Origin of the sequence: Duganella violaceipulchra, assembly GCF_019166075.1 — a bacterium.
Lineage (GTDB): Bacteria > Pseudomonadota > Gammaproteobacteria > Burkholderiales > Burkholderiaceae_D > Rugamonas > Rugamonas violaceipulchra.
Map to the genome: position 1 here is coordinate 156602 of NZ_JAHTGR010000006.1, position 24626 is coordinate 181227.

General features: G+C 62.0%; 39 protein-coding genes. 12 read left to right on the forward strand and 27 right to left on the reverse strand.

Features of this window, described 5'->3' with window-relative positions; translation table 11 throughout:
• Nucleotides 1-253 precede the first annotated feature (253 nt).
• From KVP70_RS13320 to KVP70_RS13375, 12 genes are all read right to left on the reverse strand, one after another.
• Nucleotides 254-769 carry a hypothetical protein gene (locus KVP70_RS13320; RefSeq protein ID WP_217942709.1) on the reverse strand — a complete coding sequence of 172 codons (516 nt, stop codon included), beginning with the start codon at nucleotides 767-769 and terminating at the stop codon, nucleotides 254-256.
• Between the two features lie 44 nt (nucleotides 770-813).
• Nucleotides 814-1371, reverse strand: coding sequence for a hypothetical protein (locus tag KVP70_RS13325; RefSeq protein ID WP_217942710.1), 558 nt, complete (start codon nucleotides 1369-1371; stop codon nucleotides 814-816).
• Between the two features lie 262 nt (nucleotides 1372-1633).
• A complete protein-coding gene (locus tag KVP70_RS13330; protein ID WP_217942711.1) occupies nucleotides 1634-2050 on the reverse strand; it encodes a hypothetical protein in 417 nt (138 codons plus the stop codon).
• The gene (locus KVP70_RS13335) at nucleotides 2047-2808 is read right to left on the reverse strand and encodes a hypothetical protein (protein WP_217942712.1); all 762 of its coding nucleotides are present in this window, start codon (nucleotides 2806-2808) and stop codon (nucleotides 2047-2049) included. Before KVP70_RS13335 ends, KVP70_RS13330 begins: the two co-directional genes overlap by 4 nt.
• Nucleotides 2780-3313: a hypothetical protein gene (locus KVP70_RS13340; RefSeq protein ID WP_217942713.1), complete on the reverse strand. Its 534-nt coding sequence runs from the start codon at nucleotides 3311-3313 to the stop codon at nucleotides 2780-2782. The genes KVP70_RS13335 and KVP70_RS13340 overlap by 29 nt, the downstream gene beginning before the upstream one ends.
• A complete protein-coding gene (locus tag KVP70_RS13345) occupies nucleotides 3306-3521 on the reverse strand; it encodes a hypothetical protein (RefSeq protein ID WP_217942714.1) in 216 nt (71 codons plus the stop codon). Before KVP70_RS13345 ends, KVP70_RS13340 begins: the two co-directional genes overlap by 8 nt.
• Nucleotides 3518-6157 carry a helicase-related protein gene (locus tag KVP70_RS13350; RefSeq protein ID WP_217942715.1) on the reverse strand — a complete coding sequence of 880 codons (2640 nt, stop codon included), beginning with the start codon at nucleotides 6155-6157 and terminating at the stop codon, nucleotides 3518-3520. The genes KVP70_RS13345 and KVP70_RS13350 overlap by 4 nt, the downstream gene beginning before the upstream one ends.
• A 32-nt stretch (nucleotides 6158-6189) precedes the next feature.
• On the reverse strand, nucleotides 6190-6870 hold the full coding sequence (locus KVP70_RS13355) for a recombination protein NinG (protein ID WP_217942716.1): 681 nt from the start codon (nucleotides 6868-6870) through the stop codon (nucleotides 6190-6192).
• A complete protein-coding gene (locus KVP70_RS13360) occupies nucleotides 6870-7259 on the reverse strand; it encodes an HNH endonuclease signature motif containing protein (protein ID WP_262311685.1) in 390 nt (129 codons plus the stop codon). The genes KVP70_RS13355 and KVP70_RS13360 overlap by 1 nt, the downstream gene beginning before the upstream one ends.
• Nucleotides 7256-7471 carry a hypothetical protein gene (locus KVP70_RS13365; RefSeq protein ID WP_217942717.1) on the reverse strand — a complete coding sequence of 72 codons (216 nt, stop codon included), beginning with the start codon at nucleotides 7469-7471 and terminating at the stop codon, nucleotides 7256-7258. Before KVP70_RS13365 ends, KVP70_RS13360 begins: the two co-directional genes overlap by 4 nt.
• Nucleotides 7471-7875, reverse strand: a complete 405-nt coding sequence (locus KVP70_RS13370) for a DUF4406 domain-containing protein (RefSeq protein ID WP_217942718.1) — start codon at nucleotides 7873-7875, stop codon at nucleotides 7471-7473. The genes KVP70_RS13365 and KVP70_RS13370 overlap by 1 nt, the downstream gene beginning before the upstream one ends.
• Nucleotides 7872-8318 (reverse strand): hypothetical protein, encoded by a 447-nt coding sequence (locus KVP70_RS13375; protein WP_217942719.1) that lies wholly within the window; start codon nucleotides 8316-8318, stop codon nucleotides 7872-7874. Before KVP70_RS13375 ends, KVP70_RS13370 begins: the two co-directional genes overlap by 4 nt.
• Nucleotides 8319-8351: 33 nt before the next feature.
• Between KVP70_RS13375 and KVP70_RS13380 the strand changes: the two genes are divergently transcribed.
• A complete protein-coding gene (locus KVP70_RS13380; RefSeq protein WP_217942720.1) occupies nucleotides 8352-8933 on the forward strand; it encodes a DUF6680 family protein in 582 nt (193 codons plus the stop codon).
• An 11-nt stretch (nucleotides 8934-8944) separates the two neighbouring features.
• Here KVP70_RS13380 and KVP70_RS13385 read toward each other — a convergent pair whose 3' ends face one another.
• The 13 genes from KVP70_RS13385 to KVP70_RS13445 form a co-directional block, all read right to left on the reverse strand.
• Nucleotides 8945-11233: a DNA cytosine methyltransferase gene (locus tag KVP70_RS13385; RefSeq protein WP_416053843.1), complete on the reverse strand. Its 2289-nt coding sequence runs from the start codon at nucleotides 11231-11233 to the stop codon at nucleotides 8945-8947.
• A gap of 104 nt (nucleotides 11234-11337) precedes the next feature.
• A complete protein-coding gene (locus tag KVP70_RS13390) occupies nucleotides 11338-11685 on the reverse strand; it encodes a hypothetical protein (protein WP_217942722.1) in 348 nt (115 codons plus the stop codon).
• The gene (locus KVP70_RS13395; RefSeq protein ID WP_217942723.1) at nucleotides 11682-11864 is read right to left on the reverse strand and encodes a hypothetical protein; all 183 of its coding nucleotides are present in this window, start codon (nucleotides 11862-11864) and stop codon (nucleotides 11682-11684) included. Before KVP70_RS13395 ends, KVP70_RS13390 begins: the two co-directional genes overlap by 4 nt.
• Nucleotides 11865-11947: 83 nt before the next feature.
• Complete coding sequence (locus KVP70_RS13400; RefSeq protein WP_217942724.1) at nucleotides 11948-12196, reverse strand: hypothetical protein; 249 nt, start codon at nucleotides 12194-12196, stop codon at nucleotides 11948-11950.
• Nucleotides 12197-13081, reverse strand: a complete 885-nt coding sequence (locus tag KVP70_RS13405; protein ID WP_217942725.1) for a prohibitin family protein — start codon at nucleotides 13079-13081, stop codon at nucleotides 12197-12199. It abuts the gene before it with no gap.
• 55 nt (nucleotides 13082-13136) lie between these two features.
• Nucleotides 13137-13901, reverse strand: a complete 765-nt coding sequence (locus KVP70_RS13410) for a hypothetical protein (RefSeq protein WP_217942726.1) — start codon at nucleotides 13899-13901, stop codon at nucleotides 13137-13139.
• Nucleotides 13902-13970: 69 nt separating this feature from the next.
• Nucleotides 13971-14486: an Lcl C-terminal domain-containing protein gene (locus KVP70_RS13415; RefSeq protein WP_217942727.1), complete on the reverse strand. Its 516-nt coding sequence runs from the start codon at nucleotides 14484-14486 to the stop codon at nucleotides 13971-13973.
• A gap of 22 nt (nucleotides 14487-14508) precedes the next feature.
• Complete coding sequence (locus KVP70_RS13420) at nucleotides 14509-14805, reverse strand: hypothetical protein (protein WP_217942728.1); 297 nt, start codon at nucleotides 14803-14805, stop codon at nucleotides 14509-14511.
• Between the two features lie 4 nt (nucleotides 14806-14809).
• On the reverse strand, nucleotides 14810-15541 hold the full coding sequence (locus tag KVP70_RS13425) for a phage antirepressor KilAC domain-containing protein (protein ID WP_217942729.1): 732 nt from the start codon (nucleotides 15539-15541) through the stop codon (nucleotides 14810-14812).
• A gap of 46 nt (nucleotides 15542-15587) precedes the next feature.
• Complete coding sequence (locus KVP70_RS13430) at nucleotides 15588-15875, reverse strand: hypothetical protein (protein ID WP_217942730.1); 288 nt, start codon at nucleotides 15873-15875, stop codon at nucleotides 15588-15590.
• 82 nt (nucleotides 15876-15957) lie between these two features.
• Nucleotides 15958-16296 (reverse strand): hypothetical protein, encoded by a 339-nt coding sequence (locus KVP70_RS13435; RefSeq protein ID WP_217942731.1) that lies wholly within the window; start codon nucleotides 16294-16296, stop codon nucleotides 15958-15960.
• Between the two features lie 273 nt (nucleotides 16297-16569).
• The gene (locus tag KVP70_RS13440) at nucleotides 16570-16782 is read right to left on the reverse strand and encodes a hypothetical protein (protein ID WP_217942732.1); all 213 of its coding nucleotides are present in this window, start codon (nucleotides 16780-16782) and stop codon (nucleotides 16570-16572) included.
• Entirely contained in the window at nucleotides 16779-17054 is a 276-nt protein-coding gene (locus tag KVP70_RS13445) for a transcriptional regulator (protein WP_217942733.1), read from the reverse strand. The genes KVP70_RS13440 and KVP70_RS13445 overlap by 4 nt, the downstream gene beginning before the upstream one ends.
• Nucleotides 17055-17125: 71 nt before the next feature.
• Here KVP70_RS13445 and KVP70_RS13450 point away from each other — a divergent pair, with 71 nt between their 5' ends.
• The 5 genes from KVP70_RS13450 to KVP70_RS13470 all read left to right on the forward strand — a co-directional run bounded on the left by KVP70_RS13450 (nucleotide 17126) and on the right by KVP70_RS13470 (nucleotide 19754).
• On the forward strand, nucleotides 17126-17512 hold the full coding sequence (locus tag KVP70_RS13450; protein ID WP_217942734.1) for a hypothetical protein: 387 nt from the start codon (nucleotides 17126-17128) through the stop codon (nucleotides 17510-17512).
• Nucleotides 17513-17822: 310 nt separating this feature from the next.
• Complete coding sequence (locus KVP70_RS13455) at nucleotides 17823-18065, forward strand: Arc family DNA-binding protein (RefSeq protein WP_217942735.1); 243 nt, start codon at nucleotides 17823-17825, stop codon at nucleotides 18063-18065.
• Nucleotides 18066-18083: 18 nt separating this feature from the next.
• Nucleotides 18084-18776: a hypothetical protein gene (locus KVP70_RS13460; RefSeq protein WP_217942736.1), complete on the forward strand. Its 693-nt coding sequence runs from the start codon at nucleotides 18084-18086 to the stop codon at nucleotides 18774-18776.
• Nucleotides 18777-18856: 80 nt separating this feature from the next.
• A complete protein-coding gene (locus tag KVP70_RS13465) occupies nucleotides 18857-19414 on the forward strand; it encodes a hypothetical protein (RefSeq protein ID WP_217942737.1) in 558 nt (185 codons plus the stop codon).
• Nucleotides 19415-19532: 118 nt separating this feature from the next.
• The gene (locus KVP70_RS13470; protein WP_217942738.1) at nucleotides 19533-19754 is read left to right on the forward strand and encodes a hypothetical protein; all 222 of its coding nucleotides are present in this window, start codon (nucleotides 19533-19535) and stop codon (nucleotides 19752-19754) included.
• A 691-nt stretch (nucleotides 19755-20445) separates the two neighbouring features.
• On the opposite strand, the gene KVP70_RS13475 is transcribed toward KVP70_RS13470, so the two are convergent.
• Nucleotides 20446-20670 (reverse strand): hypothetical protein, encoded by a 225-nt coding sequence (locus KVP70_RS13475; RefSeq protein WP_217942739.1) that lies wholly within the window; start codon nucleotides 20668-20670, stop codon nucleotides 20446-20448.
• 312 nt (nucleotides 20671-20982) lie between these two features.
• A complete protein-coding gene (locus KVP70_RS13480) occupies nucleotides 20983-21327 on the reverse strand; it encodes a hypothetical protein (RefSeq protein ID WP_217942740.1) in 345 nt (114 codons plus the stop codon).
• Nucleotides 21328-21427: 100 nt separating this feature from the next.
• On the opposite strand from KVP70_RS13480, the gene KVP70_RS13485 reads away from it, so the two are divergent.
• The 6 genes from KVP70_RS13485 (at nucleotide 21428) to KVP70_RS13510 (ending at nucleotide 24512) form a co-directional block, all read left to right on the forward strand.
• A complete protein-coding gene (locus tag KVP70_RS13485; protein ID WP_217942741.1) occupies nucleotides 21428-22060 on the forward strand; it encodes an Lcl C-terminal domain-containing protein in 633 nt (210 codons plus the stop codon).
• A gap of 32 nt (nucleotides 22061-22092) precedes the next feature.
• A complete protein-coding gene (locus KVP70_RS13490) occupies nucleotides 22093-22242 on the forward strand; it encodes a hypothetical protein (protein WP_217942742.1) in 150 nt (49 codons plus the stop codon).
• Complete coding sequence (locus KVP70_RS13495; RefSeq protein ID WP_217942743.1) at nucleotides 22239-22622, forward strand: hypothetical protein; 384 nt, start codon at nucleotides 22239-22241, stop codon at nucleotides 22620-22622. The genes KVP70_RS13490 and KVP70_RS13495 overlap by 4 nt, the downstream gene beginning before the upstream one ends.
• Before the next feature lie 360 nt (nucleotides 22623-22982).
• Nucleotides 22983-23924 (forward strand): radical SAM protein, encoded by a 942-nt coding sequence (locus KVP70_RS13500; RefSeq protein WP_217942744.1) that lies wholly within the window; start codon nucleotides 22983-22985, stop codon nucleotides 23922-23924.
• Nucleotides 23921-24154, forward strand: a complete 234-nt coding sequence (locus tag KVP70_RS13505) for a hypothetical protein (protein ID WP_217942745.1) — start codon at nucleotides 23921-23923, stop codon at nucleotides 24152-24154. The genes KVP70_RS13500 and KVP70_RS13505 overlap by 4 nt, the downstream gene beginning before the upstream one ends.
• Before the next feature lie 133 nt (nucleotides 24155-24287).
• Nucleotides 24288-24512, forward strand: coding sequence for a hypothetical protein (locus KVP70_RS13510; RefSeq protein WP_217942746.1), 225 nt, complete (start codon nucleotides 24288-24290; stop codon nucleotides 24510-24512).
• The last annotated feature ends 114 nt before the right edge of the window (nucleotides 24513-24626 follow it).

The window sequence follows — 24626 nt, forward strand, 5'->3', positions numbered from 1 at the left end:
CGGTGTGGCGCCGAATGAAAAAGCCCGCGAACCTTGCGGCGCGGGCTTTGGATTTTTGCCCCAGCGCTATCTGCGAAGTGGGCGGGTCGTACAGGCGAGCGGCAGCATCACGGCTGACACAACTCGCAAATCCCTGCTAGCGGTGGGGCTTGTGAGCCCGCATTACGACACGCAGAAAGTATTTAAGGCCTCCATCATATCAACGCATATCAACGCCGCGCAATGTAGAAATCTACAACTTTCGAAAATAAAATCAGCTCATGCTTTTCAGGAGCGACTGCAACTGCTTGAACTTTTGCGTATCTTGCTCGACGCTCTCCACGTGCTGCTGAATCTCGACGGCTGCATTCTCGATGTCGGCGCACAGGTTGCGCGCCATCTGCGACAACGCGGCGGCACGTGCGGCCAGATGGCCTAGGACATCCATCGGCGATACGCCTGGTTGCAAGACCGGCGCGGGCGCCTCAGGGGTTGGAACACCTACAGGCTTCGAGTTCACTTCGACCTCCACTTTCTTGACAGTCACTTCCTTGACCGACTCGCGGCGAAATTCACCGCGCAGCAGTTCATTAATTAGCCCGGACCGCTTCAGCGTGTCGAGGCAGCCGGCGATGGTGCGTGGGTCCTGGCCGGTGCCTTGGCGAATCAGTTCGGCGGTGATCCGCTTCACGTTCCAGCTTTCGGAAATCGGGACGGCGTCATAGACCTTCTTTGCGACGGAGCTCTGGCCGCTGAAAATGGCTTCGAATCGGGACTGGCTGATGCTCATTGCGCGAGGCCTCTAGAGATAGAACTTCGTGATAATGTCGAGGGTCAGAGAATCGACCCGGCGGGCTCGCGGCGCAACCGGGCGGCGGCGCGCGCGTTGTGCGCTTGAAGCAGGCCATCCAGCTCGCTGATCATGTCCTTGACCAGGTTGGCCTCGAAGCCCTGCCCAGTGATTTCCTCGGCGCGGTTGCCCTTGCAGGTCTGACAGATGCGCCGCTCGGCCGTCACGCCGGTGCCGCAGCATGCCTTGCACTTGCCGTCGAGCCAGTGCGCCAGCGAGCGCTGAGCCACGCGCGCATAGAGCGCGGACGCGGCGGCGACATCCCACTCGGCGCGAATCTTCACCCACTTGCGCTCCTCGCCCTTTTGCGCCACCAGCGCCGACCATGTGCGGATCAAGTGCGGCAGGTTCTGCGTGCCGGACTCGAAGACCTTGCTGATCGAGCCGTCGGCGAACTTGACGCGCGACAGCAGCGCCCCGATGCCGATGCCGACGGTGTCAGCGACTGCCGCGGCAAACAGCGGCTCGGTCGCGTGGTGTGTCTCGTCGTCCTGCAATGTGCTGGCGCCCAAGGCCCAAACGTACTTATCGGCAAAGCCCATGTGAGTTGCTCCGGGGAAGAATGCCAAAGGTTAACACAGCAAAATCGAAATGTAATTGGTGAAACCTACAACTATCGCCATTTCTTATTCACCTTTGGCGGTCTGGGTTTCTTTCGCGCCGGCTTCGCTTTCTCGGCCTCCAGTTGCACGCTCTGCGCCGGGTCGCGGTAGGCTGCTGCTGGCAGCGCGCGGCTCGGTTCGGGATCGCGGCGCGCCGGCGCGAGTAGCACGGCCAGGAGCTCGTCTCGGCTGAGTGGCGCGTTCACGCCAGCACCTTGGCGGCGTGCCCGGTCGCAAACATCATCAGCCCCACTTCGATTTGCGGCAGCACGTGCAGGTAGGAGGCGATGGCCTTGCGGATCGTCGCGTATTCGCTGGTCGTCAGGTCGAGCTCTTTCGTGGGGCGCTCGGCCGCCTTCGTCAGCGCGGCATAGGCGGCGACCACCTGGGCATGCATGGCTTTGAGCCCAGTACCGGTGGCGATGGCTGACGCGATGATCAGGTGCGTCGTCAAGAACCGGTGTGCGGCCACCGAGCCGCGCCCGCGCTTGGCGCCGTCGAAGTGGATCAGGAGCGGTAGCGCGATTTGGTCGGTATCGCCCTGCCCTACCAACTGCTTGGAGGCCAATACGATCAGCGGCGAGACGGCGGCGCCTTGGTATTTGCGTGGCTTTTTCACGATTCCTCCTCGTTATCGGTCTTGATGCCCAGCGCAATCCGCGCCTCCTTGATCTGAAAAGCCTTCAGCGACCGGTCGCCGCGCTCGAACCGCTCCATGATCCGTTTCGCCCAGCGCTTGCCGTCGATGTCGCTCTTGGCCGTCTTCGTGATGCCTTGGGCGCCGAGCTTGGCCAGCATGCGCTGCGCGTCCTCCTGCGACGTCGGCGACTTGCCGGGCGCCGGCAGCAGCACGCGCGGCTCCGGGATCGGCTCCCACGTGCCGCGCGCCAGCTGCGCCTTCAGGGCTGCCGCCCAGCGCTCCTTCATGAACTGGCCGGGCTGGCTGGCCAACTCGATGCGCATGCCGGACGCGGCCCAGAAGATCGCCGGGTGCGACCAAGCGCCTTGCTCACCCTTACCGCGCGCCTCCAGGCCGGACAGTGCTTCGTGGTAGGCGGCCACTGGGTCGACCGGCGGATTGCAGATGTTGGCGAACTCCTGCGCCGTCGGCGGCCAAGTCGGGTACAGGCGCTCGTACGCCTCAAATCCGGCCGCGACCTGCGACAGCGTCAGGCCTTCCCTGTCAAATACCCGCGCGCATGCGTCCTTCCAGTTCTGGATCGATTGCGGGCCGCTGAATTTGGCCTTCCACGTCCCAGCGTACGACCCATCGAACCGGTTGAACAGTTCGTCGAGAATCGTTCTCCCTCCCAGCTTCGGGCGCGGCATCAGCCAAACGGACGGCCCGTCAGCGTGGTGTGATGTCGATAATTCCATCGAACCAGTCTCCTTGTGGCGGCATGCTGCCTTGGTTGACGTGCGCTACTGGGTCGAACTTGCCGCCGCGCGCGGCCGGCGCCGACGGTATGGGCCACTCAGCCAGGCAATACTCACCCGGCCCGAAGAAGGTCTGCGCCATTTTCTTTTCGGTACCGGTGGCGATGCAAAAGGCCGCGTACTCGGCGGTGCGGGCGATGATCGTCGCAGCTGTGTCGGCGTCGCCCTTTTTGATGCGCGCGCTCCACGCAGTGAATGCGGCCGGCAGGGTCGAGCCTGTGCGCCACTTGCGGCCGGCGTCGTAGGCGGCAAGGAACTCGGGCGGGTAGTCGCCAGATGCCTTGAGGGCCTTGGGCGCGCGCTTCGGCTTGCCGCCGGCCGGCGCCGCCGTCAGCACCTTGATCTGCGCCTTCAGCTCGGCGTTCTCGCGCAGCGCCTCCTTCAGCTGCGCGGTCACCTGCTGGAATGGGGTCAGCGTCGCCACTTGAAAACTCTGGTCAAGCATGGGCGGCTCCTTGCGCGGTGGCGCGTGCAGACGGCGCGCATCTGCCCGTGGCGTAGGCCGAACGGCAGGTCAAAATGTCGCGGATGGTGGACACCCCGACGCCGAACCGGCGCGCCAGCGACTGGTAGCCGGCGCCGCGCACACCGGACTGGTGGGCGGCGAAGACTTCGCGCACCTGGGTATCAGTGAGTGCGTGGCGGCGGGTCACGATGCGTTCTTCTGGTCGAGCGCCACCAGGTCGAACAACGTCGGGATGCTGATTTCGCGCTCGGCCGCCTGGCAATAGTGCACCTGGTCGGCGAAGTAGCTGGTGCTGAGCTCGGACCCGCCGCCGTAGCGGCGCAGCTTCACCGCACGCACCGGTACCGTGCCGAGGCCGCTGAACGGGTCATAGACCTTCTCGCCCGGGTTCGTGTAGCGCAGGATCAGGCGGTCGACGACATCAACCTGGAATGGGCAAACATGCTTCTCGACCGCGCGCGCCGACTGCTCGCCGTTCAAGGTGCGCATGCGGACAATGTCATGCCATACCATCGGATCGCTGCTGCCGGGCGCCAGGCTCATATAGGTGGCCGGCAGCGCCTTGTTGGCCAGCATGTGCTCGCCGACGCCGACATGCAGTTCGTAGTCGTAGACATTGGTCAGCGACAGCTCGGTGAACATCTTCGCCAGTTTTGCCGGCCCATAGGAGGCCAGCTCCGCCGCGCCCAGCAGGCGGTTGCCGCCCGATCGCCAGAACGCATGCGCGTCGACCTGCCAGCGCGCGACGGTGTAGCCGGTGCCGGGAATTGGCGGCAGCGTGCGATCGAAGTCCACCGGCGTGCCGTCATCTCCCTGGCACAGCGGCTTTGCCTTGGTGACTGGCGTATCGGCGTAGCCGCGCGAGCGGTCGGTCTGCGGCTTGTGGAACAGCAGGATGTACTCGGGCATGCCGACGCCCATCTTCGTGCCGTCCTTGCAGACCTCGGAATAGCCCAGGCGGTAGGTCTGATTGTTCTCGCGCACCACGTCGGTCACGACCGTGATCATGCCCATGTAGTCGAAGCGGTGCTTCAGCCCGTGGAAGATCGCCTCAGCGTGGAATGGGCTCACCGTCGGGATGCCGGCACCGGTGACGTTGCCGAACAGGATGCGATCCTTCACGTGGCAAGCGTAGATGCGGCCCGGCTGCAGGATGCGTAGCAACTGCGGGGTCAGGAAATCCATCTGGCGCCAGAACTGCGCATTGTCCTGTGTGTGGCCGAAATCGTTGTAGCTCGGTGAATATTCGTACATGTTTCCGAATGGAATCGAAGTCAGAATCATCCCCATCGAGTTGTCCGCCTGTTCCAGCGCTTCCAGCACGCAGTCGTTGTTCGCGACGGTGAAGTGCTCGCCGACGGCAACCTGGCGCTGCACGCCGATGGTGCGCGCCAGCGTGTCCTGCATGGACAGCTTGTCCAGGCCGTACGTGCGGATGATATTGCCCATCATGGCCTGGGCGTCGTCGTGTAGGCGCCACTTCTCCATCAGGCTGGCCAGCACAGCGCGCTCAACCTCGGTATGCAGGATGTGCACACGGCAGGTGCCGTCCTGGCCGAAGCGAAAGATGCGGTGGATCGCCTGGATGAAGTCCGCGAACTTGAAGCCGATGCCCGTGAAAATCATCAGTTGGCACTGCTGCAGGTTCGGGCCGGCGCCGTACATCACCGGCTTCGACAGGAACACGTCGGTGCGCCGCTCGCGCCAGTCGTCCATCAGCTGCTCGCGGTGGTCCGGGTCTTGGCTGCCATCCAGCGATGAAACCGTGACGCCGGCGGCGGCCAGCGCCTTCTCCAACGCGCGCTGCTCGTCGTTCAAGTCGCACCAGACAATGGCCTGCTCGCCGGGGGCGCGCGCAAGCACCAACTCGACGGCCTTGGCCACGCGGTCAGCCATGCTTTCGCGCTTCTCGCCGGCGGCGGCCGACAGGCCCATGGCGACATTCGGGATCAGCAGGCCCTGGCCGTTCTTCTCGGCGCCAGCGGCGTCGTAGTTGCTGGCCAGCTCGTGCACCCGCAGGTCCAGCGGCGGCAGCGCATAACCCTCGTCGGAGTGGCCCAGGTCGCTCGGCTTTTGCAGGTAGGCCGCCCAGCTGGCGACCCACAGCCAAAATTCCTGCTCCTTGTGCGGGTAGAGGGTCAAGTTCCCTGCCTTTTCGCTGTCGCGCTGGAAGAAGCGGGTCAGCGCCTGGCCGGTGTCCATCACGCCCAGGAACCCGGCGTAGTGGATCAGTTCCTTCAGGCGGTTCGGGCTTGGCGTGGCCGTGAACACGAACTTGAACTCGACGCTTTCGAACATCGGCAGGAACTCTTGGAACGTCTTGCTGCCGTAGCTGCGCAGCACGGCCGCCTCGTCCAGCGCCACCGCGCGGCACAGCGCGACATCGATCTTGCCTTCGCGGACGGACTCGTAGTTCGTCATGTAGATCACGCCCGGGTCGACCATTTCAGCGGTCGTCCGGATGAATTGCAGCTTGACCGCGTATTCGCCGGTGAAGCGCTTCGCGGCCTCGCGCACGAACTCCTGGCGTACGCCCAGCGGCAGCACGATCAGACGCAGGCCCGGACGGTGAACGCCGATCAGGCGCATGATTTCGATGTTGGTGGCGGTCTTGTGTAGGCCGAAGCTGGCGAAGATGCCGCGCTGCCCGCCCGCCAGGCCCCAGCGCACCAGGTCACGGGTATGCGGCTTCAGAGTAGGATTGATCTGCTCGAGCGGAACGTCGAACCCCTTCAGCGGGGCCATCTTGATTTTCTCGCGCAAGAACTGGCCGTACTCGGCCTGGATCAGCAATTTTTGTTCTTCAGGGCTAAATGCACTCATGTCTCATCCGTTCAATGGTTATGCCGGCGCCGTCAGGCAGCGGCTTTCAGGTTTTTCAGTAATTGTTTGTAGTGCGCGGTCATGGCGATCAGCTGGTCGACCGAGTACTTGCGCGGATCGTTGTCGGCTTCCAGCGCCTCAACGGCGGCCAGGCCGATGCGCGCGATGACGCCGGCGCGAAACGATGCCGCAGTGGTGCCGCCGGGCCGGTTGCAGCCCTTGAGCTGGGCGAACACATTCCTCTCGTCGAAGCGCAGGTGCGGGTGGCTGCCGCGCGACAGGTAGTGAGCGGCGTCCCAGGCGCCACCGGTGAGCGAGCCGGCGCCGGCGCGGCGGCCGCAATCGATGCACGGCTCCAACCGGTCGCGGAACCTCACCCAGGCGTTGAATGCCTTCTGGCAGTCGGCGACGTGGTCGGCCTTGCGCTTGAACTTGGCCAGCTTCTCTTTGTCGGCCTTGCGCTCCGCCTTCGCGGCGCCTGCGCGCTGCTTCTCGATCTTCGCCATGGCCAGCGCGGCGCCGCATTCCGGCGAACACCAGGTCACGAACGGCTGCGGCCGGACGAACTCGGCGCGGCAAGTCCGCACAGCGCACTTGTGCTTCTTCTCGCGCGCCACCTTGACCTTCGTCACCTCGCGGGCTTCGATGCGCTCGCCGCGCGCGAAACCTTGGCTCTTAAAACCGGTACCGGGCTTGAGTGGGCTGCGACGCATCAAGGCTGCACCTCGGTGGCACGCTCGAAGTGGAACGTCACGCGCTCGGCCACCGGCCTCACCAGTCCGAAGCGGAAGGCATGCCGGTACGTCGAGCTGTAGCGCGTCAGCGATGCGGCCGAGCCTTCCAGTTTCGTTCGCCACTGCTCCAGCGTGTAGCTGGCCTTGTCCAGATTGCAGGGGGCGCAGGACGGCATCATGTTGTCGATCACATCACGGTGCGTGTGGAGGATGCCTGTCGGATTTTCGGCGCTGGGCTCGGCATAACCGCGCAGGACTGGGTCTTTGTGGTCAGCGTGCCAGCGTCCGCCCAGCGGATCGCCGCAATAGGCGCAGCGGCCGACGAACATGCTGGCCAGTGTGGCACGCTCAGCTTTTGTGAGCTTCACGGCGACACCGCCCGATCCACGAATGCATCACGCCCGTCATCCGGCACCGCGCAATACGCCTTCAGCAGGCGCACCATCCGCGAGTCCTTGCGCATCAGCGCGCCGTTGCGGCGGTCGGCGTCAGCCAGTGCACGCTCAGCGCCGGCCTGGGCCTGCTTGCGGGCATCTTGGCGTGCTTCGGCGCGGCTGGGGATTGTGTCGTCGAAATGCATCACGCCACCTCCTCGTAATCCAAATCCGAGAAATCCCACACCCGGTCGACCAGGTCCGCCGCCATGTTGATCGGCATATCGAGGTCCGAGCCGATGCGCACCTCCAGCTTGGCGCCCTTCGACTTGAACCAGTTCGGCAGCAGCGCGATGGCGTCGCACTCCATCATGGCCGGGATGTCGCGGCGCATGCACTTGCGCCAGTGGGCCTTGAGCTCGGCCGGCGTCATGGCTGCGCAGGCCACCAGTTCGGCCGCGCCGCCGTTGATCTCGGCCGGGTTCACGACCGTGTAGCCCAGCGCGCGCAGGCGGGCGGCCTCGGCGTTGAACAGTGGGAAGTTCAAATTTGGAACGCCGTCAGCGTCGACGATTCCGCTCATCGGCCCGGCCAGGTAGAGGGTCGTCATGGCCGCGCTCCCAGCGCCACGGAAGCGCGCTTCGTCGGCAGGCCCGCCAACTTACATCCGGCCGCCGTGGCGTGGAAGTAGCGCAGGTCCGATGGCGACAACACAAGCATCGCATCGCCGGCGATGACGAAGCCAGCCAACATCAGTCGCCCCATCGACGGCTTGTCGCGGTGATTGCACAAGTACTCGTTGCGGAAGCCCCAGCGCGAACGCGGGTGGTGATCCGTCGCGCCCACCATATGGCGCAGGATCGCCAAGTCTTCCGGCTGCAGCGTGGCGACGCGGTCGGCCAGCTGGCAGGCGACGCACTTGCTGTGCTGGTCCAGTTGCTTGGCAGTAGCCGCCTTGCCGCAGACGCAGCGCTTCGGGATCAACACCGGTGGCGCGGATTCATTGATGTTGACCTGGTGGTGGCGGTCGACCTCGTTCAGGGTGTAGTGCATGGTATATTTGCCTTTCTATTAATGGAGGGCAACATGAGTGATGCAGTTGAACCAGCCGTTCGACTCGGCGAATGGCTCGTAGTCCTAGCAACGGTAATTGGCCCTGTCGCAGCCGTTCAGGCGCAAAAGTGGATAGAACGAAGCCAGGCAAAAAATTCGATGAAGGAAGGAATTTTCCGGTCGCTCATGGCTACACGAGCAACGCGCCTTTCGCCTGAGCACGTGCAGGCCCTCAACATGATTGATATCGCCTTCTATGGCCGACTTGTGCCTGGTGAGCGTCATCAAACCAAAGACGAAAAGAACGTCACGCGCGCATGGCACGAATACTTCGCGACCCTCGCTGAAAATCTCGGTACAGATGCATCCCCGGATGAGCACAATCGACTCTTCCGGCGTCGGGACGACAAATTCAACGAACTGCTTATTGCGATAGCAGTCGCTCAGGGCTACGACTTTGAAGCACTCGAATTGCGAGAGCGTAGGTACAACCCCGAAGCCCACAACAACCTGGAGAATCAGGCAAATGCAATCAGATCCGGTATTGAAGCGGTGCTCTCCGGCCGCCAAGCAATTAAGATGGAAGTCACAAACCTTCCGCCGCAGAGTAATTGACGAAGCGAGCGTCATGCTGCGACCGTCCCCATCTCGCGCTCGTGCATGAAGTTCGCCTGGATCAGCGCCCGCGCCATCGGCGGACAAACGCTGTTGCCGCACATCCGCACCTGGGCTGATTTCGTCAGCGGCACGCGCGGCAGATCCAATGGGTTACCATCGGCCTGATGCCCATCCTTGAACAGCAGCTTCGGGTCCGGGATTTCGCGGATCACGTAGGCGGCAGGGAAGCCTTGGGCGCGGTACAGTTCGGCCGGCTCCAGCATGCGCAGACCGATATCGACGATCTGGTAGTCGACGCCCTGGATGGTAACCAGGCCGAAGCGGTCGCGGCTCGTCACGGTGGCCAGCGGCGAATTCGGCGACTGGTCCTGATCGGTACCGTAGTACGCAAGCAAGAAGGCACGCACCTCGGCGTGGTGCTGGCCGCCGGCGCTGACCGTGTGCAGCGGCTCATCCATACTGGCCGTGCTGCTGGTGCCACGCAGCTTCACAAGGCTACTGGTCATCACCGCGTGCTGGGCGCTGGCCGTGACGGTCTTGATCGGCTCGCGCGCGTCCTGGCCGCGTGATTCGTCGCCCTTCTGCGAATACATCGCCTCGATGTGCGCGGTGACGATGCCCAGCGCGTGCGGTGCGCCGGCCGGGTTCTCCTTGGGCCCCGCCGTGATCGTCGGCACTGGCAAGTTCATGTCGCTGCCGGTGGCGCCGGTACGGAACTTGGTAATGTGAGCGGATACCAACGCCGCCTTTCCGCCGCCCCCAGCTGTCACGGTTGCCAACGGTACATCAGCAGGGTGCCCGACGCTTCGCCCCATGTCGCGCTGGATGTGTGTAGTTATCAGGCTGTGGTGGTCGCAGCTGGTCACAGTACCGAGAGGGTCTTCCAGATCAGAGCCAACGACACCGGTGTAGTGCTTCGCCAAGAAGGCAGTGGCGATCGCGGTATCGCCCTTCGCAGTGATCGTCGCCGCCGGCTCGTTAGCGCCACGTGGTCGGCTTTCCCCAGCACGGCCGCCCACGCCCACTAGCGTCGCGGAGACGGCGCTGAAGTGACCACCCTTGACCTGGGCGCAGATGGTGCGCAACGGCTCGTCGGCGGGCATCGTGCGCTGATTGCTGGAATTGGCGTGTTCGTTCAAGAATGCCGTCACCAGCGCTGCGTTGCCGCCAGATGCCGTCACCGTCCCGAGTGGCGTAGAAATATCCTTGCAGCCGGGCCCCCAGCGCTTGACGCCGCTCGGCGAAACCTCGCCGTGCGCGGCATCCACCAGCGTGGCCACGGCCAGCGCTTTCTCGCCCCGCTGGGCGCTGGTGATTGTGCGGAACGGCTCATGAACCGATTCGCTGCGGTCGCCGCCCTGGTGCGTGACCGGTACGATGCTGGGCACGACCAGGGCGCGGTGATTCTCGGTTGTCAGCGTGCCGAACGGCTGATCGGCCGATACCGGCTTGCCGGAATAGATCGGACCGCCCTGCCCGATGATGAACGGCGTCTCCGCGTCCACCACGTAGCGCTGGATGCCCTTGGCGATGCGGCGCAGTGTGGCGTCGGCCAGCGGCCGCTTGCGTTCGAAGATACTAGGGCACGGGATGGTCCAGTCGATGCACTCGGCGGCCGTGCGCCAGGGCGCGAGGTTACCGGCCAGGACGCCGGCGGACGTCGGTGCGCCATTCGTCGGCACGGGCCAACGGATCGGCAGGCCATCGCGCCGCGCAACCAGGAAGAATCGCTTGCGGATCGTCGGGGTGTCGTAGTCGCTGGCGCGCATCTCTTTGTGGTCGACTGTATAGCCGTGGCCGCGCAGCTGGCGCAGGAAGCTTTCGAACGTCCTGCCCTTCTTCGAGGGGTCTGGACGGAAGTTGCCCTCGGCGTCCACCAGCAGCGGCCCCCAAGTTTTGAACTCCTCGACGTTCTCCAGCATGATCACCCTCGGCTTGCACTTCGCCGCCCAACGCAGCGTCACCCAGGCCAGGCCGCGAATGTTCTTTGCCACTGGTGTGCCGCCCTTGGCCTTGCTGAAGTGCTTGCAGTCCGGCGACAACCAGACCAAGCCGACCGGCTGGTTGTTCGTCACCTTGATCGGGTCGACGTCCCAAACGCTCTCGCATAGGTGCTTCGTGAGCGGGTGGTTCATGGCGTGCAGCGCCAGGGCTTCGGGGTCGTGATTGATCGCAATGTCCACCGGGCGGCCGAATGCTTCTTCCAGGCCGGTGCTGGTCCCGCCACCGCCTGCAAAGTTGTCTATGATTAACTCATGACCCAGGTCCAGTTGCGGCGTCAGGAAGTCGCGCTTCACGCGCCGCGGCGAACGAGGTCCTGCTGGCCGAGACGTTGGAACCGGCGTCGACGCGCCCGCCGCAAGGTCGCCCAGCAGCAGATCGAAATTGAAGTCGTCGCGCTTCATGCGTGTGCTCCAGCAGCGCGGCGCGCAATCTTGACGGGCGCGGTATAGGCGGTGCCTCGATAGGCTGGGCCGGCCACCTGACCAACGTACGGCGCGGGTGGCGCTTCGCCCAACGAGATCCGTGCATCTTCGGTCAGCGAATAGGTCAGGCCGCGCAAGCTCACGTTCCCGCCGATCATGTGGTCGAAGATGTGGCGCAGGGCCAGTTCAAGGCGGGAGTCCTCGATGTCGAAGTTGGCGCGCTCGCACACCTGGTAGAAGGTGCCAGGGCCTTGCTGAAGTGCGATGAGCAACGCGCGCGAGCGGCTACCGGCCGGAGGGAATATTTTTACGATGCGCGTCATGGCTGACCTTTCTTCGCCAGCTCGTCGACGGCGGCGCGCAGCTTCTGCTTGCTGAAACGGTGCTCCTTGCGCGCCTGCTCTTTCGCCGCCGGCGGTGCACCGGCCTCCGCTTTGTCGGTGACGCGCCAGTCCTTGGCGGCCTCGACGACCTTGGTGCTTTGGTAGTTCGCGGTCGTCATGGATTCACCGCCGTGATTTTTTCTTGTGGTATCATCATTGCCTCTGTAGTTGCTGTACAAAGCCGGCCTGGACGCCGGCTTTTCTATTTGCCCCAGCGGAATTGCTGGCCGGAGCGGTCGAAGATCTCCTGCACGCCAATACCGAAATTGATGTGCAGGTTCAGGATCGTGTTTGAAGACAAGGCGATCCGTTCCTTGCGCAGGTTGCACACGTAGGCCGTGTCGCAGCCCATCTCACGCGCCAGCTCGGCGTCACTCATAAGGCCGCGCTCGGCCTTGACGAAGTCGAGCAACTTGGCGACCGTGCCGCGTTCGGGCGATTCGCTGCCCATCTACTTGGCATTCAGGAACGGGATCGGGGCGGAGCCGTACATCGTCGTCGGCAACACGCCGTCCCAGCGATTGGCCTTCGTCTGCTCCACCTCGATGCGGCGCAGTTCCAGCACGTCTTTGTTCTGCGCCAGCGCGGCGTTTTGAACTCGCAAGGCTTCGGCCTGGGCCTTGGCCACCGTCAGGTTGGCGTAGGCCTCGCCGTCTGCCTTTGCTGACAGCGCCTTGGCTTCAGCCTCGGCGATCGCCACCTTCTGCTTTTGCTCGGCCTCGACGGTCTTCAGCTTATTCTCGGCGCCCAAGCGCAGCTGCTCTTGCGTGACCTTCTCGTTGATGGCCGCCATGTAGCTACCGCCGAACGAGAAATTTCGCATGTCGATATTGATCACGCTGGCGCCGTACAGGCGCAACTTCTCGCGCAGGGCGGCGCTGATGTCGCCCGAGACCTGGGACCGCTTGCTGATCAGGTCCGGCGCCGTGTAGCGTGCGGTCACTGCCTTGAATACCTCGGCCGCCGCCGTCTGCACGTAGCTGGCCAGGTTGCCATCGTGGCTGTATTTCTCGTAGACCTCGGCGACGCGGTCGGTGGCGATGCTGTAGCGCACCGTCATGCTGACCTTGACTGGCTGGGTGTCGGCGGTGCTGCCGTCGGCATTCTCGATGCTCGCCTCTTCGGCGCGGATACTGAAGATCGACAGGCGCTGCCAAGGCGGCACGAAGGCCAGCCCCTCCTGCTCGACGCCTTTAATTGCGCCGAACTGCGTAATTACGCCACGCGAGCCAGTCGGGACCGACTTCAGTGGCCAGAACGACAGCAACAGGATGCCGACGACGGCGCCGACTACGATGTTGCGGATTTGCTTGCCGGACAGATTGGGTAAATTCATGATTTCTCCGATATATTGCCGCGCAGATCGGGGCGCGGCGGCCCGGTAAATTCGGTCAGGGCGGAGTTCCGGCGGCTGGCGCAACCGCGAGCATGGCGGCGTACGCATCTGGCAGCTTGTCGATGCTGTACCGGATGATTCGTCCGTCGACCATGTCCGGCAGCACGGCCAGAGCCATGATCATTTCTGGCGTCGGAACCTTTGGCACTAGTTGCCAGCCTTCTGGCGCCGCTGGAGCGCCGAGGAATACCGGCACAGCATCGGCGGCTGGCGGCGCGGCCCACAGCTCAGCGCGGCAGTTGCCGAGCTTGACCATGTCCTGGCTGGCGATGTAGCCGGCCGGCTTGGTGTCCAACGATTCGATGCGCTCGATCAGGGCAAGAAAGAACATGCAGCCGACGTGCATGCTCCAGTTGGCGCCGTCGGCGGCCAGCGCTTGCGCCTCAGCCTTCAACTGGCGAAGCTCATCGCTGGCCAGGGCCTCATCCAGCGACGCGCGCGCCTCTTGCATCGCCTCGCCGGCTGGGCTGGATGCTGCCGACGGCGTAGTCATCGCGTGATGCAGCGCGCTGGCAGCTACAGGCGATAGCGTGATCGCCTGGTTGTCTTGCGCTGCAGCGGCCAGGTGGTCGCGCAGCTCAAGCAAGCCGGTGTCGGTGACGGCTGGCGCATGCTCCAGCCCGACGTCGAGACCCATGTGCCACGCGGCGCTGCCGAACTCAAGTAGCGCGGAATTCAGTTCATGTGGCGCCATCCTTGCCAGGTTCGGCAGCGGCGGCAGTGCGCCGGGCGCGGCGCCGGTGTTGTTTTCGTTTGCCATCTTGTCCTCTAAATTACTGAATGATTAAATTGGCAATCTGCGGACGGCGCGCGCGGCGCCGGCATACGACTAGTGGTAGCTGACCTGGTAGCCATTGCCGAAGAGCTGGAGCCAAGCGTAAGACGGGAAGTCGGCGTGCTGGTCGCAGGACCAATACCAACGGGGCTCAAAGTGACTCTTCACGTTCTCGATGAGAGTGCGCTGCTCGGCGCGCGTAGGCAGGTGGCCGCCTTGCAGCTTCGCCCAGTCCATCGCGGTATCCCACGACACATCGACGGCGTGCGGAAGCAACATGATCAGGCGCGCCGGCTTGCCGTCAACCTCGGTCAGGCCGGCGTAGATGCCGCCGCTGAACTCGGCGCCGATCTGCGGCTCGCCCAGGCCCAAGTGGACCAGCAGCGCGGCGCTGCCGGTGACCACGCGCCGCTCGGCGTCCAGCACCACCAGGTTCGCACCGTTGGCGGCGGTGTAGTTCGTCAGCCCGTTCCAGGTGCTTTCGACCATCAGGCCGGTGATGGTGCGCTCGCCCATCTTCGCGGTGAAGGTGCGGTCTTCGATGATGTGTAGTACGTCTGCGTGATCCATGCGTGTCTCCGGGTTGGGTGCTTCAGTTGAACTTGCGGCAGGCGTTCTGCCAGCGGCGCTTGATGTTGTAGGCGTTGCGCCGCGCGGCCAGCAGCGCCTCGTATTCATCAGCGGTGTACGCGATGGCGGCGGCGTGCGCGGCGTTGTTCTTGTCGAGCCGGCCGACAGCGCCGCGCTTGCGCTCGAACTTCTTCAGGCGGTCGAGATAGTCGAACCGAGCAACAGCCACGGCGTTCTGCGCCTTGTGCAGGGAGATCGAGAGCTGGGCCAGGGAAAGCAGCGGCCCAACCGGGATGCGGTTGAAATCTGTCATGTTCATGCTTTCAGTGGGCGGCGACGAGCGTGGTACCGATGGCGGCCATCTGCGCCGCAACGTGGCGCTCATGCTGGAAGTTCTTCGCCAGCCAGACCTGGCCGGCGCCGGTGACCATCGTGGTGAACGACGCGTGCGAATCGCCCTTCGAGTCCTCCCACGGCGTTTGCTCGACTACTTCGAAGTAGCCGCGCTCGATGTATTTCTGGTACGGGATACGCGAGGCCTGCAAAACCTTAGCCTCCTTCAGCGCCGCGATGAAGCGGTTGCGGCCCCAGCCCAGCGTCTTGGCGATCTTCTCCAAGCTGCACAGGCCATCGACGTTGCGCACCGCTTCAGCGAAGGCAACCTTTGGCGCGTCGGCGGCGACCTGCGCCACCAGCATCAGGCGCTCACGCTCGGCGGCCATGGCCAGCTCGATCAACTCCATGCGCGACAGCTCGGCCGGCGCCGCCGGCGCGATGACCGCCGCCTCCAGTTCCTGCCAGCGATCGACTAGCCGCGCTGTGAACTCCGGCGATAACTGCGCGACGATGACGTAGCTGTCGCGCTTTCCGATGTGGTATTCAGTCACCGTCTGGCCTTGGCCGTTTTTGACGTCCTGCATTGCAGGAAGTTGAATCACGCCACGGTGAGCAAGCCGCTCAATGGCAATTTTCACGTTGTCGTGGCGTGATTCAACAAGATCAGAAATTTCACGGCTGGTCATGATCAGTGCTGCGGTGGAAATCAGGTGGCGCATGGAAGCCCTATCGATTGGTGGCCCGGTCGGTACGGATCGGGTTATTTCAGGAACGCATCGGCCGCAACGCGCCGCGCTGCACGCGCCGGGCGCCCTGCCCCGGGAACGAGAAGGCCCTGCCCAGGCCTGCACTCGGACCTTCACGGCGCCCGGGGTAGCGGATAACCTGCTGGTGTGCTGACGCGATACGAAGGCCGACCTTGCGGAGGAAAGCGCTGCAAGTGGTGTCGATCGCATGGCAGTGGCTTTGCAGGGTCGCCAACTCCTCCTCGCCAAGGTAGACCTTGACGGGATGCAGGCGGGGGTCGGGCTTGCGGTTGATGGTGTGGTTCATGATGCAGCTCCTTTAGTGATGCGGATTTCAGGATTTAGGCCGGCGGTCTGGCCGGCAGTGATACGGAATTCGGTGAGCGGCGTCAGCCCGGCAGGCCGCTGTGTTCGGCGCCTGGCATGCCGCCGACGAAGGAACGGAACAGCCGGTTGTTGGTCTTGCGCTCTTCGGCAAACGCCTGGCGGTCTGCGCGGATTTCGCAGATCAGATTGCGCACCTCGGCGATCAGTTCGGCCTGGCCTGGCAGCGGCGCCAGCTCGACGGCGGCCAGCTCAGCAAACACCGGCGCTGGGCCGCGCACCAGGTCGGCGAACGCGACAAGCACGGTTGCCAGCGCATCGGCGATGGCGACAGGGTCGGCCTTGTCTGTGTCGAGGCTGAAGGCAGCAAGCAGTGCAGCGGCGAGATTGGCGTGGTTGCTCATGTGGTGCTTTCCAAAATATGGGCGGGAGATTCCAATGCGTTACAGTTGCAGTTCTCACACAACAACTTGCAAAGGGATCTCCCATGGACTGCAAAAAAGAAATGACTGCGACTTTCATCAACGGGAAAGTCAAAACTTCGGGCACATACGACTTCGGCTGGCTCAACGTGAGAATCGACATAACGGGGCCAATGACACTTGAGGGTCCAATGGACTCCACCAAGCTGCAGGAGATACCGATTCGAACAGCCATTGCGGAACTGCAAAAACTACTCACGACGGAGGGCGATATTCCACCTGGCCCGTAGCGCTGATAACCCGCTCGCCGCTGTTTTCGCCGGGCGCATCCGCCGCTACTAGTCCAGCCACATACGCCTTGGCGGCAGCCTCGCTGGCGACTTTCACGTCATCGCCTGCGCGGCGTGCTTCCGCGATAGCGGCGACTATGACGACGCACAAAAAGTGATCTTGGGTAGCGGTTTTCATGCGACTTCCTTCGCAGGCTTGCGCGGGGTGGTGGCGCGCTGGGGATTGGCGTTGGATTGCTTGAGCTCGGGCCAGATTTCGCGCCAGTCTTCGCGCAGGTCCTTGCGTGTGACTTGGCCGCCGGTGCCCTTCTCGATCTCCAAGCACCTGGATGGCGAAGCTGGCGCTGTTCCTGCCGCGATTTGCGAAAGGAATGAAGGCGAGATGCCCAGGTGGGCAGCAAGCGATTTGGCGCGTCCGCGCTCGGCGGAGATGTATTTTTTCAGGTCCATGCAGGCGAGTTTAGTGAATGCTAAACCACCTGTCAAGTGATTACTACTTTAATAAACACTAAACTGCGCGCATGAACATCACTGACACTCGCAGAGCGAACCTTGCCAAGTGGGTTGCCGACAACGGCATACCAAAACAAGAGAAGAGTCTTTTTTCGCAATTGCGCGGGGATGGCTCCTTCGGGGAGAAGGTCGCTCGTCGCTTAGAGGAAAAATATAAGATGGGCGCCGGTTATCTCGATACGCCGGATGGCGTGGAGTATGTGCGCCCAGTTGAGCCGCCACGCGAGTCGCCCGCATCGCGCGCGCCTTTCTACGCTTGGTTGAACGAAGAAGAAATGCACTTGGTAACTCTCTTCCGAACGACTAGTGAACGGGGGCAGAGGGATATCTTAGATGAGGCCGAGGCAACAGAGCGCCTAATTCAGTCACCGGTTCTCATTAGTAACAAGTCGTAGATTTGCACGCTGCTGGACCTGCATCGGGTATCGGATGGCGGACTGCTCCATACGCAATACATACTTGTCGCGTGCCTGCTTATCCATCTTCTCGTATGCAGCAACTATCCGGGGTAAGTTTTCCATAATACTCTGCTATCAAATGTTTACAGTGTGTTAACTATATTACAGGTTTGCCTTGATTGCATATCAAAAGTAGAGGGGTTTTTAACCTTTACTTGTGAAATGAAAAGTAACAGATTCTCACAATCACCCTTCATTATGAAGGAGTTTTTAGCCTAAAACTTGGCGGGTCAGAAACAATTGGGCGATGAACAAATCGCCCATCAAGAAGCCGACGCAAGACGACTACATTAAGACATCGCTGCGAATCCCGAGAGAATTGCATGCCAAGTTGATGGAGATCGCCGAGTACAACGGCCGCACGCTCAACGCGGAGATTATCGACCGGCTCCAAGCAGGCCCGATCTACGACTTGCTACGCGTTTTAGCGCGCGACAGTGCGGAGACAAAAGCATTGGTCAAGGAGATGCACGACCTGGCCAGCAAGTAACGCTGCGCGGAGGGTTGAGTGAAGGTTTGGAGATGCTGGAGCAAGATTTCGCCTGGCGGCGCTGAGGGAATACGGCTCAATTCAGAAATATGCAATGGCGTTGAGTTCCGTGCCGCATTGCACTTCGATACCCCGCTAGCGGTACTGCAATGGCATGGGTACCGCCACTACGACCTGAATTATTGCCCGCCGCAATTTGCAGATAATTCACATCAAGGCCACTGGTCGACTAAGCTCAAGACGCTGCGTGAAATCGGCATAGATATGGATGATCCTGGCATTGGGTGGCAGACGTTCGAGATGGCAATTAGAAATGGCTATGATCTGATCTATCCCCAATTTCTCATCGCTCTACGCAAAGTAGTGGAGTTGAGACTTCCAGCAAGGGAGCGACTCCGCTTATTGCGTGCGGAAGTCACTCGGCCGGAATGGGCAAAATACAGCGGACTGAGTGGACACTATGTCGATGAAATATGCGAACATTATTTCCCTACCTTCTTGGCGACCGTGCCCACCCTGCCCCATCATGCGGCTTTGGCGATGTGGGATGTGGCTCTCGACACGCCCGCGCGAATCGACCAAGCCAGCGACGAGCAGTTGCTCGCGTTCAAAGGCATCGGTCCGGCCGTCCTACACAAGCTGCGCACCAGGTGCGCCGAGATCACCGCAGGCCGCGATGAGTCCGTGCTGGACATGGTAAATCGATCGTGACAATTCGATAGATTTCCAGTTGTCAATTTTCCTATAATTGCAGGGCGACCCGGCACGCATCTGCCGCCTCAAGGAACTCGATGAATCCCATTCTCCGCTTAACTCTGACGGCGACCGTCGCACTGCCAGTGCTCGCTTTTGGCGCAGACTGTGCATCCATTAAAGCTGACAAGGCTCGCTTGGCTTGTTATGACACCGGCGCTGCAACAGAAAAGCCTTCTACCAGTAACAAAGCGGCAACTCCAACAGCCAAGACCGCCTTTCGTTCCGGATTCTGGACAGTAGACCAAAGCATCAACGCAATGACGGACAAGAAGTCGTGTGTCGCGTTGTATAAGGGCGATTGGAACATTCAGGGAGGGTTGCGATATTTCTTCATTTCGATGAGAGGCCGAGGTGGAGTGAAATACTACACTGTTCGGATCAATGATGAACCTGCTCAAGGGCAGCAGAGGGCTACCGAAAGTGAAAGCGATTTGGGCTCGTTAATCCTGGAGCCTTACTTTGACCAGCTGTATGACGGGAAAAGACTTCGAGTTCAAATTGGAACAATTATTGGCGGCATGCTGGGCGAGGACATCGACCTGAAGGGGTTCAGAGAATCCGTAGACTTTATCCGTGAAAATTGTCCCAAATAAGAAATAGCCCGCGCACCATCCGGTGCGCCACGGCCAGCTACACAAGCGCTTGGCTGGCGGGTTCAGCAGCTGAGCAATGCACAAACTCCCCCTTGAATCCAACTAGCAGGAGTGGCCTATGATCAAAAAATCCCACGTCCCAGCAAAGAAATCGCCCGCGGTCGCCAAGCCTGACGGTAAAAAACTGGCGGATAACGGAGGCACGAAAAGGACTGGCGGCTTGGTCGACGATGAACTGCTAGCCACCAGTGGCACGAAGGGCGGCCTTGTCGATGGCGAGCTGCTGGCCAAGGGCGGCACGCGCGGCGGTCTGGCGGGCGACGACGCTGAGTTGGGGTAAAGAATAGCCCGCGCGCCATCCGATGCGCGGGCCGAAAGAGCATGGTCGCAAGCCATGTCCGCATCCAGCAAGGTGCGGAAGGTGACGTGGTGGTAGAGCCCGGTGGATTCCGGATAATCGAACCCACTGAGCTGAGCCATGCGGGCGGATCACTTCGCTAGCATGGTGCCGAAGCACGCTGCAGCGCGCCAAGGCGAAGTGCAAGCAACCGCACTTTAAAAAATAAGCCAACCCTCAACCAGTTGGCGGTACCGCCAGCGCAAACAGGGCTTCTGCCATGTTTAAACTGACGATCAAAGCAGTAAAGGTGGAAATCAATCTCTGGGCGCTTGCAGCAATTTTGCACGTGCTCGTTGATCGAATTCTTTCCTAGTGGGAAGCGGGTCGGTTAGCGCCGGCCCGCCATCACTGACGGAATTTACTCTTCTTCCCCACGGTTTACAACCCCTTCTCAGGCTCGCACAGCGCTGGCTTTTTTTACGTCTGCAGTCGGTGCGGCTACGGCGGAGCCAATGACTATTGGTGATATTTTAGCTTGTCAATTTCGCTACAATGAAACGCGCCCGATTGCTTCCCGGCGGCGGGCGCATTCCAAAACTACGAAAGAAAAACATGAAATTTCAAGGTGCGGTTATCAAAGAGCAAGGGGTGACCTTTGCGATTGTCATCGTCAAACCCTCTGCGATGAATACTAGCTCGGACTCAGATAGGACTCGGGCAGACGCGCAACCACTTTTTCCAGGGCTTTCAGTTGTTCTGGCGTCGCAAGATGGGCGTGGCCGGTTTCAATACCAGGGCCGGACGGATCTGGTAAATTTCCTTGCGTCAATCGATGCGTCCCGGATTCCTTGGAAGGAATACACGTTCTCGTGATCATCACATCGCCAGGACGATCTTCCTGATGTAGTTGGTGCATATCAACTCCTTCCAGCCTCGCCAGTCGAGGCATTTTTTTTGCCCAGGATGGGCGACCGCCAAGCGGCCTTTCACTTCAAAAATCGTCTACAAAACGTCGTATCTTTTTCCACGCAAACTCTGTTTTATGGTATTCGCCCGCGTAGTAGCTAAAGCTTGAAGTTGGTTGCTTACACGACGACTCATCATTTATCTAATCAATCACACATGCGCTCGCCGCGCGGCGTCCATTGCTTCGCAATGAACTGTGTTTTTATCCCCTGCTTGGTTTTATGTTTTTTATACAACCACAGCAAACTATTACCACACAGCACTACAAGTCAACTCTACCCACGCAAACGCGCGAGAAAAAAGCACCGCCGGTTTCTGATCTTCCCGGTGGGCGGTCGCAAAATTCACACGACGAAATTATTTTATCACAAAGTTTAGTATTTGCTTGACGTTCTGATTTAGTGTTTGCTAAACTGTTTTCCATCGACACACCAACCACGACGGAGAACACGATGAACCCAGCAGAACTCGCAGCACTCGCAGCAGTAGCCGGTCCAGCACCAGCCTTCGACTTCTCGACCGTGGCCGTTCCGGCTTCGTTGGGCTGATCGCCATGGGTTACGCCCTTGCCTTGATCGCCGCTGCCGGCATCGCGCTCATCGTCCACTCCGTCTGGACCGCCGAGCGAACCCCGCCGCAAGACTGATCCCTGCCCGCCACGAGCGGGCTTTGCCACTGAAGCACCCCATAACCCACAGGAGCCGTTCATGAACCAAGCACTCGCCGCAGCACCAGTCTTCGCAGCTTCCGCCCTCCCCGCCATCGGCGCACCGCTCGAAGGCGGCTACTTCACCGGCATCACGATCGAGAACGGGCAGATGTTCGCGAACGTCACGGCCGGCGCTACCGGTGAGCTGCGCGGCAAATGGAACGAGTCGCTGGACCTGGTTGCTGGCGCCATGAGCCGCACCGACGGCCTGTCGAACACCCAAGCCATGGCCGCCGCCGGCAGCGAACTGGCGCTGGCCGTCCTGGCGCTGACGACTAACGGCTTCAGCGACTGGTCAATCCCGGCGCGCGACCAGCAGGAGCTGCAATACCGCCACCTGAAACCGACCGACCGCGAGAACTACGCCGATGGCATCGATGGCGTGAACCCGGGCAGCCTGCCAGTGGGCACCGCCTACACCGATGAATCACCGATGCAGACCACGGTCGAGAATTTCCGCGCCGGCGGCGCTGATGCCTTCGATGACGACGAGTGGTACTGGTCGAGCACGCAGCACGCCGACTACCCGGCTGGCGCTTGGGGCCAGGTCTTCGACAATGGCGGCCAGGGCAACGACCACAAGTCGTATGCCGGCGCCGCGCGCGCCGTCCGCAGATTGCCAATTCAGTAATTCAGTAATTTAAAACTGATCCGGAGCCAGTCATGACGCATACCACACACCCGAGCAAGCAACAGACCCGCCTGTGGCTTCAGCAGCGCACGCTGTCGCGCCTGCCGCCGCCAGAGTTGGCCGAAATCCGCAGCCAACTTGGCTGGAAGCTTCTGCCCAACAACGCAGTTAGCAAGCTATGAAACAGGACGCTCAAGAGCGCGCGGAAGTTTGTGCCGGCTACGTGGTGCAGCTGTCCACCAGCATCTTCCAGCGCCGCCGCGCCGCGGTCATCGCCGGCGACAAGGACGCAACCCGCGACCTGTCCAACGGGCTGCTGGAGGAGTTGGCGAACAACGGCCAACTGGCCGCCCTGCTGATTGCAGCATTCACCTCGTCGGCGGAATTGACCGGCCTCGCCTTCCGTGACGCAGTGCTGGCGGTGGCCCGGCGCCAGGCTGACGAGGAGGCCGAGGCCCAGGTCGTGGCAGCGCAGCGCGCGGCCAGCGCTGATCCGGAGCAGTGCCGGGCGCGCAACCGCCGGCAGATGATCGCCGTCGAGTGGATGCGCGGCGGCGCGTAACGAGAAACAGCGGTCGGCCGGCGCCGTAGGCAAGCCGGTACAGGAATGGCGTCCCGAAAAGCGCCCTGAGACATCAGCATGGTCCCTGAGCTGCGCCAGGTGAGCGCAGGGCCAAGAGTGGAGGCGGCCGGTTGTAGCTGGTCGAGCAAAAGCGCAGAGCCAGCGCCGTACATACGGCACCGCACATGCTAGCCGCCTCCCCTGTTGGTTTCCGCATGACTGAATCTGGCCAGCTGATCCCGGACCCGGAAATCCCCGTGAAGCTGAGCGGGCAAGTCTGTAAAAGTGAAAGTAGCCCGGACACCACAGGCAGCGAGCGGCCTACGCGCTCCCCAACAACGAAGTCAACAGGAGATCATCATGGCAGTGAAGCGCATCGATTCCACCGACCAGAACGTCAGCAAGTACGTGTTCGATTTCGGCAATGCCGTCGCCGAAGCCGTGCTGTACAAATACCCGACCTACGAGGCACGCACCGTCATCTGCTGCTCGACGCAAAGCGGCTGTCCTGTCGGCTGCCGTTTCTGTGGCGCTGGCGATGCGTTCGTGCGCAGTCTGACCGCCGACGAGATCGTTGGCCAGGTTCAGCACCTGTTCGCCGACCGCGACATCGACCCAGCCAAGGTTGAGAAATGCCAGATCATGTTCATGTCGATGGGTGAGCCGCTGCTGAACTTCGGTCACCTGGCCGACGCCATCCGCCAGCTGCATGCGTTGTACCCGCGCTTCTCGCTGTTGATCAGCACCTCGGCGCCGGCCGTGGACTATGAGCGCGTGAATGCACTGTCGGTCGAGGTGCCTGCTGTTGGCCTCCAGTTCTCCGTGCACGAAAGCACCGATGCTGCGCGTGACGCACTGGTGCCGTTCAAGGCAAAGCTGAACCTGCATCAGATCGCGGCGGCCGGCGAAGCCTGGTTCGTAGCTACTGGGCGCCAGCCATTCTTCAACTACCGCGCGCACGAAGGCAACACGGTTCAGGCCGACGCCGACCGCATCTATGCGATGTTCGATCCGGATGTCTGGCAGGCGACCATCTCCGTGGTCTGTGAGCGCGATGAATCGGTTGCGGCGGCGAACGTGCGCCAGCGCCAACTGGCCACCGACTTCATGGGCAAGCTCGGCGCCTACGGCTACTCGACCCGCTGCTTTGATCCGGCCGGCCAGGACGACATCGGCGGCGGTTGCGGTCAACTGTGGTTTGTACAGGATTGGATGCGCAACAACCCGGAACTGGCCCGCCCGAGCGTCGGCCGCACATTCCCAATCGTGCATGCGCCTCGCGAAGTGGAAAGCGCCGCATGAACACCGCCGCCAACCACATGACCGCCGGCCGCGACTCGCGCCTTGCCGTCTTCGCCGCGATGGACTACGAGTACCAGGACAGCGGCCTGCTGGGCGCAATCACCGGCGGCAACCTGGACGCCAGCGACCGCATCGCCACGGGCAGCACCTACGCCCTGCGCGAGATCGAGCGCACGAACCGCAACGCGCCGGCGCCGAAGCTGGTCAGCCGTGAAGGAGTTGCGCCGTGATCGCCCGCCTCCTCTTCGGCGCGCCAGGCTGCTGGACCAGCCGCCACCCTCGCCTGATGCTGGGCTCCGTCTGCCTGCTGGTCCTGCTGGCCCAGTGGCTGGTCGACCTTGCAATCCCACCAGTGGAGATGCCATGACCACCAATGCCCAAAAAGCTCTGTACAAGATCATCCGTCTCTGCCGCGAACCAAACCACCGCGTGACGCGCCAACTGCGCCTGATGGAGATCGCGCTGGAGGGCCTGGGTGTCGGCCGCGTCCAGCGTGATATCGAACTGGGGAAGGTGATGCAGGCGCGCCGCGACCGCGCAGGGCAACACCAGCAGGCCGATCAAGGAGGTGACCATGCGGCTACGTGATTGGTTGACCGTCGCCGCGATGCTGCTGTTCGTCGGCGCCAGCTACGCCTACATGGCCCACGCGGACGCCGAGAGCGCCTGCCGCGACGCGCAGGTGCCGCCTTGACAGCAGCC

What these genes read in the sequence shown, in the direction of transcription:
- KVP70_RS13320 (WP_217942709.1), bottom strand. Translation starts at nt 769, where the DNA reads ATGAGCATCAGCCAGTCCCGATTCGAAGCCATTTTCAGCGGCCAGAGC.
- KVP70_RS13325 (WP_217942710.1), bottom strand. Translation starts at nt 1,371, where the DNA reads ATGGGCTTTGCCGATAAGTACGTTTGGGCCTTGGGCGCCAGCACATTG.
- KVP70_RS13335 (WP_217942712.1), bottom strand. Translation starts at nt 2,808, where the DNA reads ATGGAATTATCGACATCACACCACGCTGACGGGCCGTCCGTTTGGCTG.
- KVP70_RS13340 (WP_217942713.1), bottom strand. Translation starts at nt 3,313, where the DNA reads ATGCTTGACCAGAGTTTTCAAGTGGCGACGCTGACCCCATTCCAGCAG.
- KVP70_RS13350 (WP_217942715.1), bottom strand. Translation starts at nt 6,157, where the DNA reads ATGAGTGCATTTAGCCCTGAAGAACAAAAATTGCTGATCCAGGCCGAG.
- KVP70_RS13355 (WP_217942716.1), bottom strand. Translation starts at nt 6,870, where the DNA reads ATGCGTCGCAGCCCACTCAAGCCCGGTACCGGTTTTAAGAGCCAAGGT.
- KVP70_RS13365 (WP_217942717.1), bottom strand. Translation starts at nt 7,471, where the DNA reads ATGCATTTCGACGACACAATCCCCAGCCGCGCCGAAGCACGCCAAGAT.
- KVP70_RS13370 (WP_217942718.1), bottom strand. Translation starts at nt 7,875, where the DNA reads ATGACGACCCTCTACCTGGCCGGGCCGATGAGCGGAATCGTCGACGCT.
- KVP70_RS13375 (WP_217942719.1), bottom strand. Translation starts at nt 8,318, where the DNA reads ATGCACTACACCCTGAACGAGGTCGACCGCCACCACCAGGTCAACATC.
- KVP70_RS13380 (WP_217942720.1), top strand. Translation starts at nt 8,352, where the DNA reads ATGAGTGATGCAGTTGAACCAGCCGTTCGACTCGGCGAATGGCTCGTA.
- KVP70_RS13390 (WP_217942722.1), bottom strand. Translation starts at nt 11,685, where the DNA reads ATGACGCGCATCGTAAAAATATTCCCTCCGGCCGGTAGCCGCTCGCGC.
- KVP70_RS13395 (WP_217942723.1), bottom strand. Translation starts at nt 11,864, where the DNA reads ATGACGACCGCGAACTACCAAAGCACCAAGGTCGTCGAGGCCGCCAAG.
- KVP70_RS13400 (WP_217942724.1), bottom strand. Translation starts at nt 12,196, where the DNA reads ATGGGCAGCGAATCGCCCGAACGCGGCACGGTCGCCAAGTTGCTCGAC.
- KVP70_RS13405 (WP_217942725.1), bottom strand. Translation starts at nt 13,081, where the DNA reads ATGAATTTACCCAATCTGTCCGGCAAGCAAATCCGCAACATCGTAGTC.
- KVP70_RS13410 (WP_217942726.1), bottom strand. Translation starts at nt 13,901, where the DNA reads ATGGCAAACGAAAACAACACCGGCGCCGCGCCCGGCGCACTGCCGCCG.
- KVP70_RS13415 (WP_217942727.1), bottom strand. Translation starts at nt 14,486, where the DNA reads ATGGATCACGCAGACGTACTACACATCATCGAAGACCGCACCTTCACC.
- KVP70_RS13420 (WP_217942728.1), bottom strand. Translation starts at nt 14,805, where the DNA reads ATGAACATGACAGATTTCAACCGCATCCCGGTTGGGCCGCTGCTTTCC.
- KVP70_RS13425 (WP_217942729.1), bottom strand. Translation starts at nt 15,541, where the DNA reads ATGCGCCACCTGATTTCCACCGCAGCACTGATCATGACCAGCCGTGAA.
- KVP70_RS13430 (WP_217942730.1), bottom strand. Translation starts at nt 15,875, where the DNA reads ATGAACCACACCATCAACCGCAAGCCCGACCCCCGCCTGCATCCCGTC.
- KVP70_RS13435 (WP_217942731.1), bottom strand. Translation starts at nt 16,296, where the DNA reads ATGAGCAACCACGCCAATCTCGCCGCTGCACTGCTTGCTGCCTTCAGC.
- KVP70_RS13440 (WP_217942732.1), bottom strand. Translation starts at nt 16,782, where the DNA reads ATGAAAACCGCTACCCAAGATCACTTTTTGTGCGTCGTCATAGTCGCC.
- KVP70_RS13445 (WP_217942733.1), bottom strand. Translation starts at nt 17,054, where the DNA reads ATGGACCTGAAAAAATACATCTCCGCCGAGCGCGGACGCGCCAAATCG.
- KVP70_RS13450 (WP_217942734.1), top strand. Translation starts at nt 17,126, where the DNA reads ATGAACATCACTGACACTCGCAGAGCGAACCTTGCCAAGTGGGTTGCC.
- KVP70_RS13455 (WP_217942735.1), top strand. Translation starts at nt 17,823, where the DNA reads ATGAACAAATCGCCCATCAAGAAGCCGACGCAAGACGACTACATTAAG.
- KVP70_RS13465 (WP_217942737.1), top strand. Translation starts at nt 18,857, where the DNA reads ATGAATCCCATTCTCCGCTTAACTCTGACGGCGACCGTCGCACTGCCA.
- KVP70_RS13470 (WP_217942738.1), top strand. Translation starts at nt 19,533, where the DNA reads ATGATCAAAAAATCCCACGTCCCAGCAAAGAAATCGCCCGCGGTCGCC.
- KVP70_RS13475 (WP_217942739.1), bottom strand. Translation starts at nt 20,670, where the DNA reads ATGCACCAACTACATCAGGAAGATCGTCCTGGCGATGTGATGATCACG.
- KVP70_RS13485 (WP_217942741.1), top strand. Translation starts at nt 21,428, where the DNA reads ATGAACCAAGCACTCGCCGCAGCACCAGTCTTCGCAGCTTCCGCCCTC.
- KVP70_RS13490 (WP_217942742.1), top strand. Translation starts at nt 22,093, where the DNA reads ATGACGCATACCACACACCCGAGCAAGCAACAGACCCGCCTGTGGCTT.
- KVP70_RS13495 (WP_217942743.1), top strand. Translation starts at nt 22,239, where the DNA reads ATGAAACAGGACGCTCAAGAGCGCGCGGAAGTTTGTGCCGGCTACGTG.
- KVP70_RS13500 (WP_217942744.1), top strand. Translation starts at nt 22,983, where the DNA reads ATGGCAGTGAAGCGCATCGATTCCACCGACCAGAACGTCAGCAAGTAC.
- KVP70_RS13505 (WP_217942745.1), top strand. Translation starts at nt 23,921, where the DNA reads ATGAACACCGCCGCCAACCACATGACCGCCGGCCGCGACTCGCGCCTT.
- KVP70_RS13510 (WP_217942746.1), top strand. Translation starts at nt 24,288, where the DNA reads ATGACCACCAATGCCCAAAAAGCTCTGTACAAGATCATCCGTCTCTGC.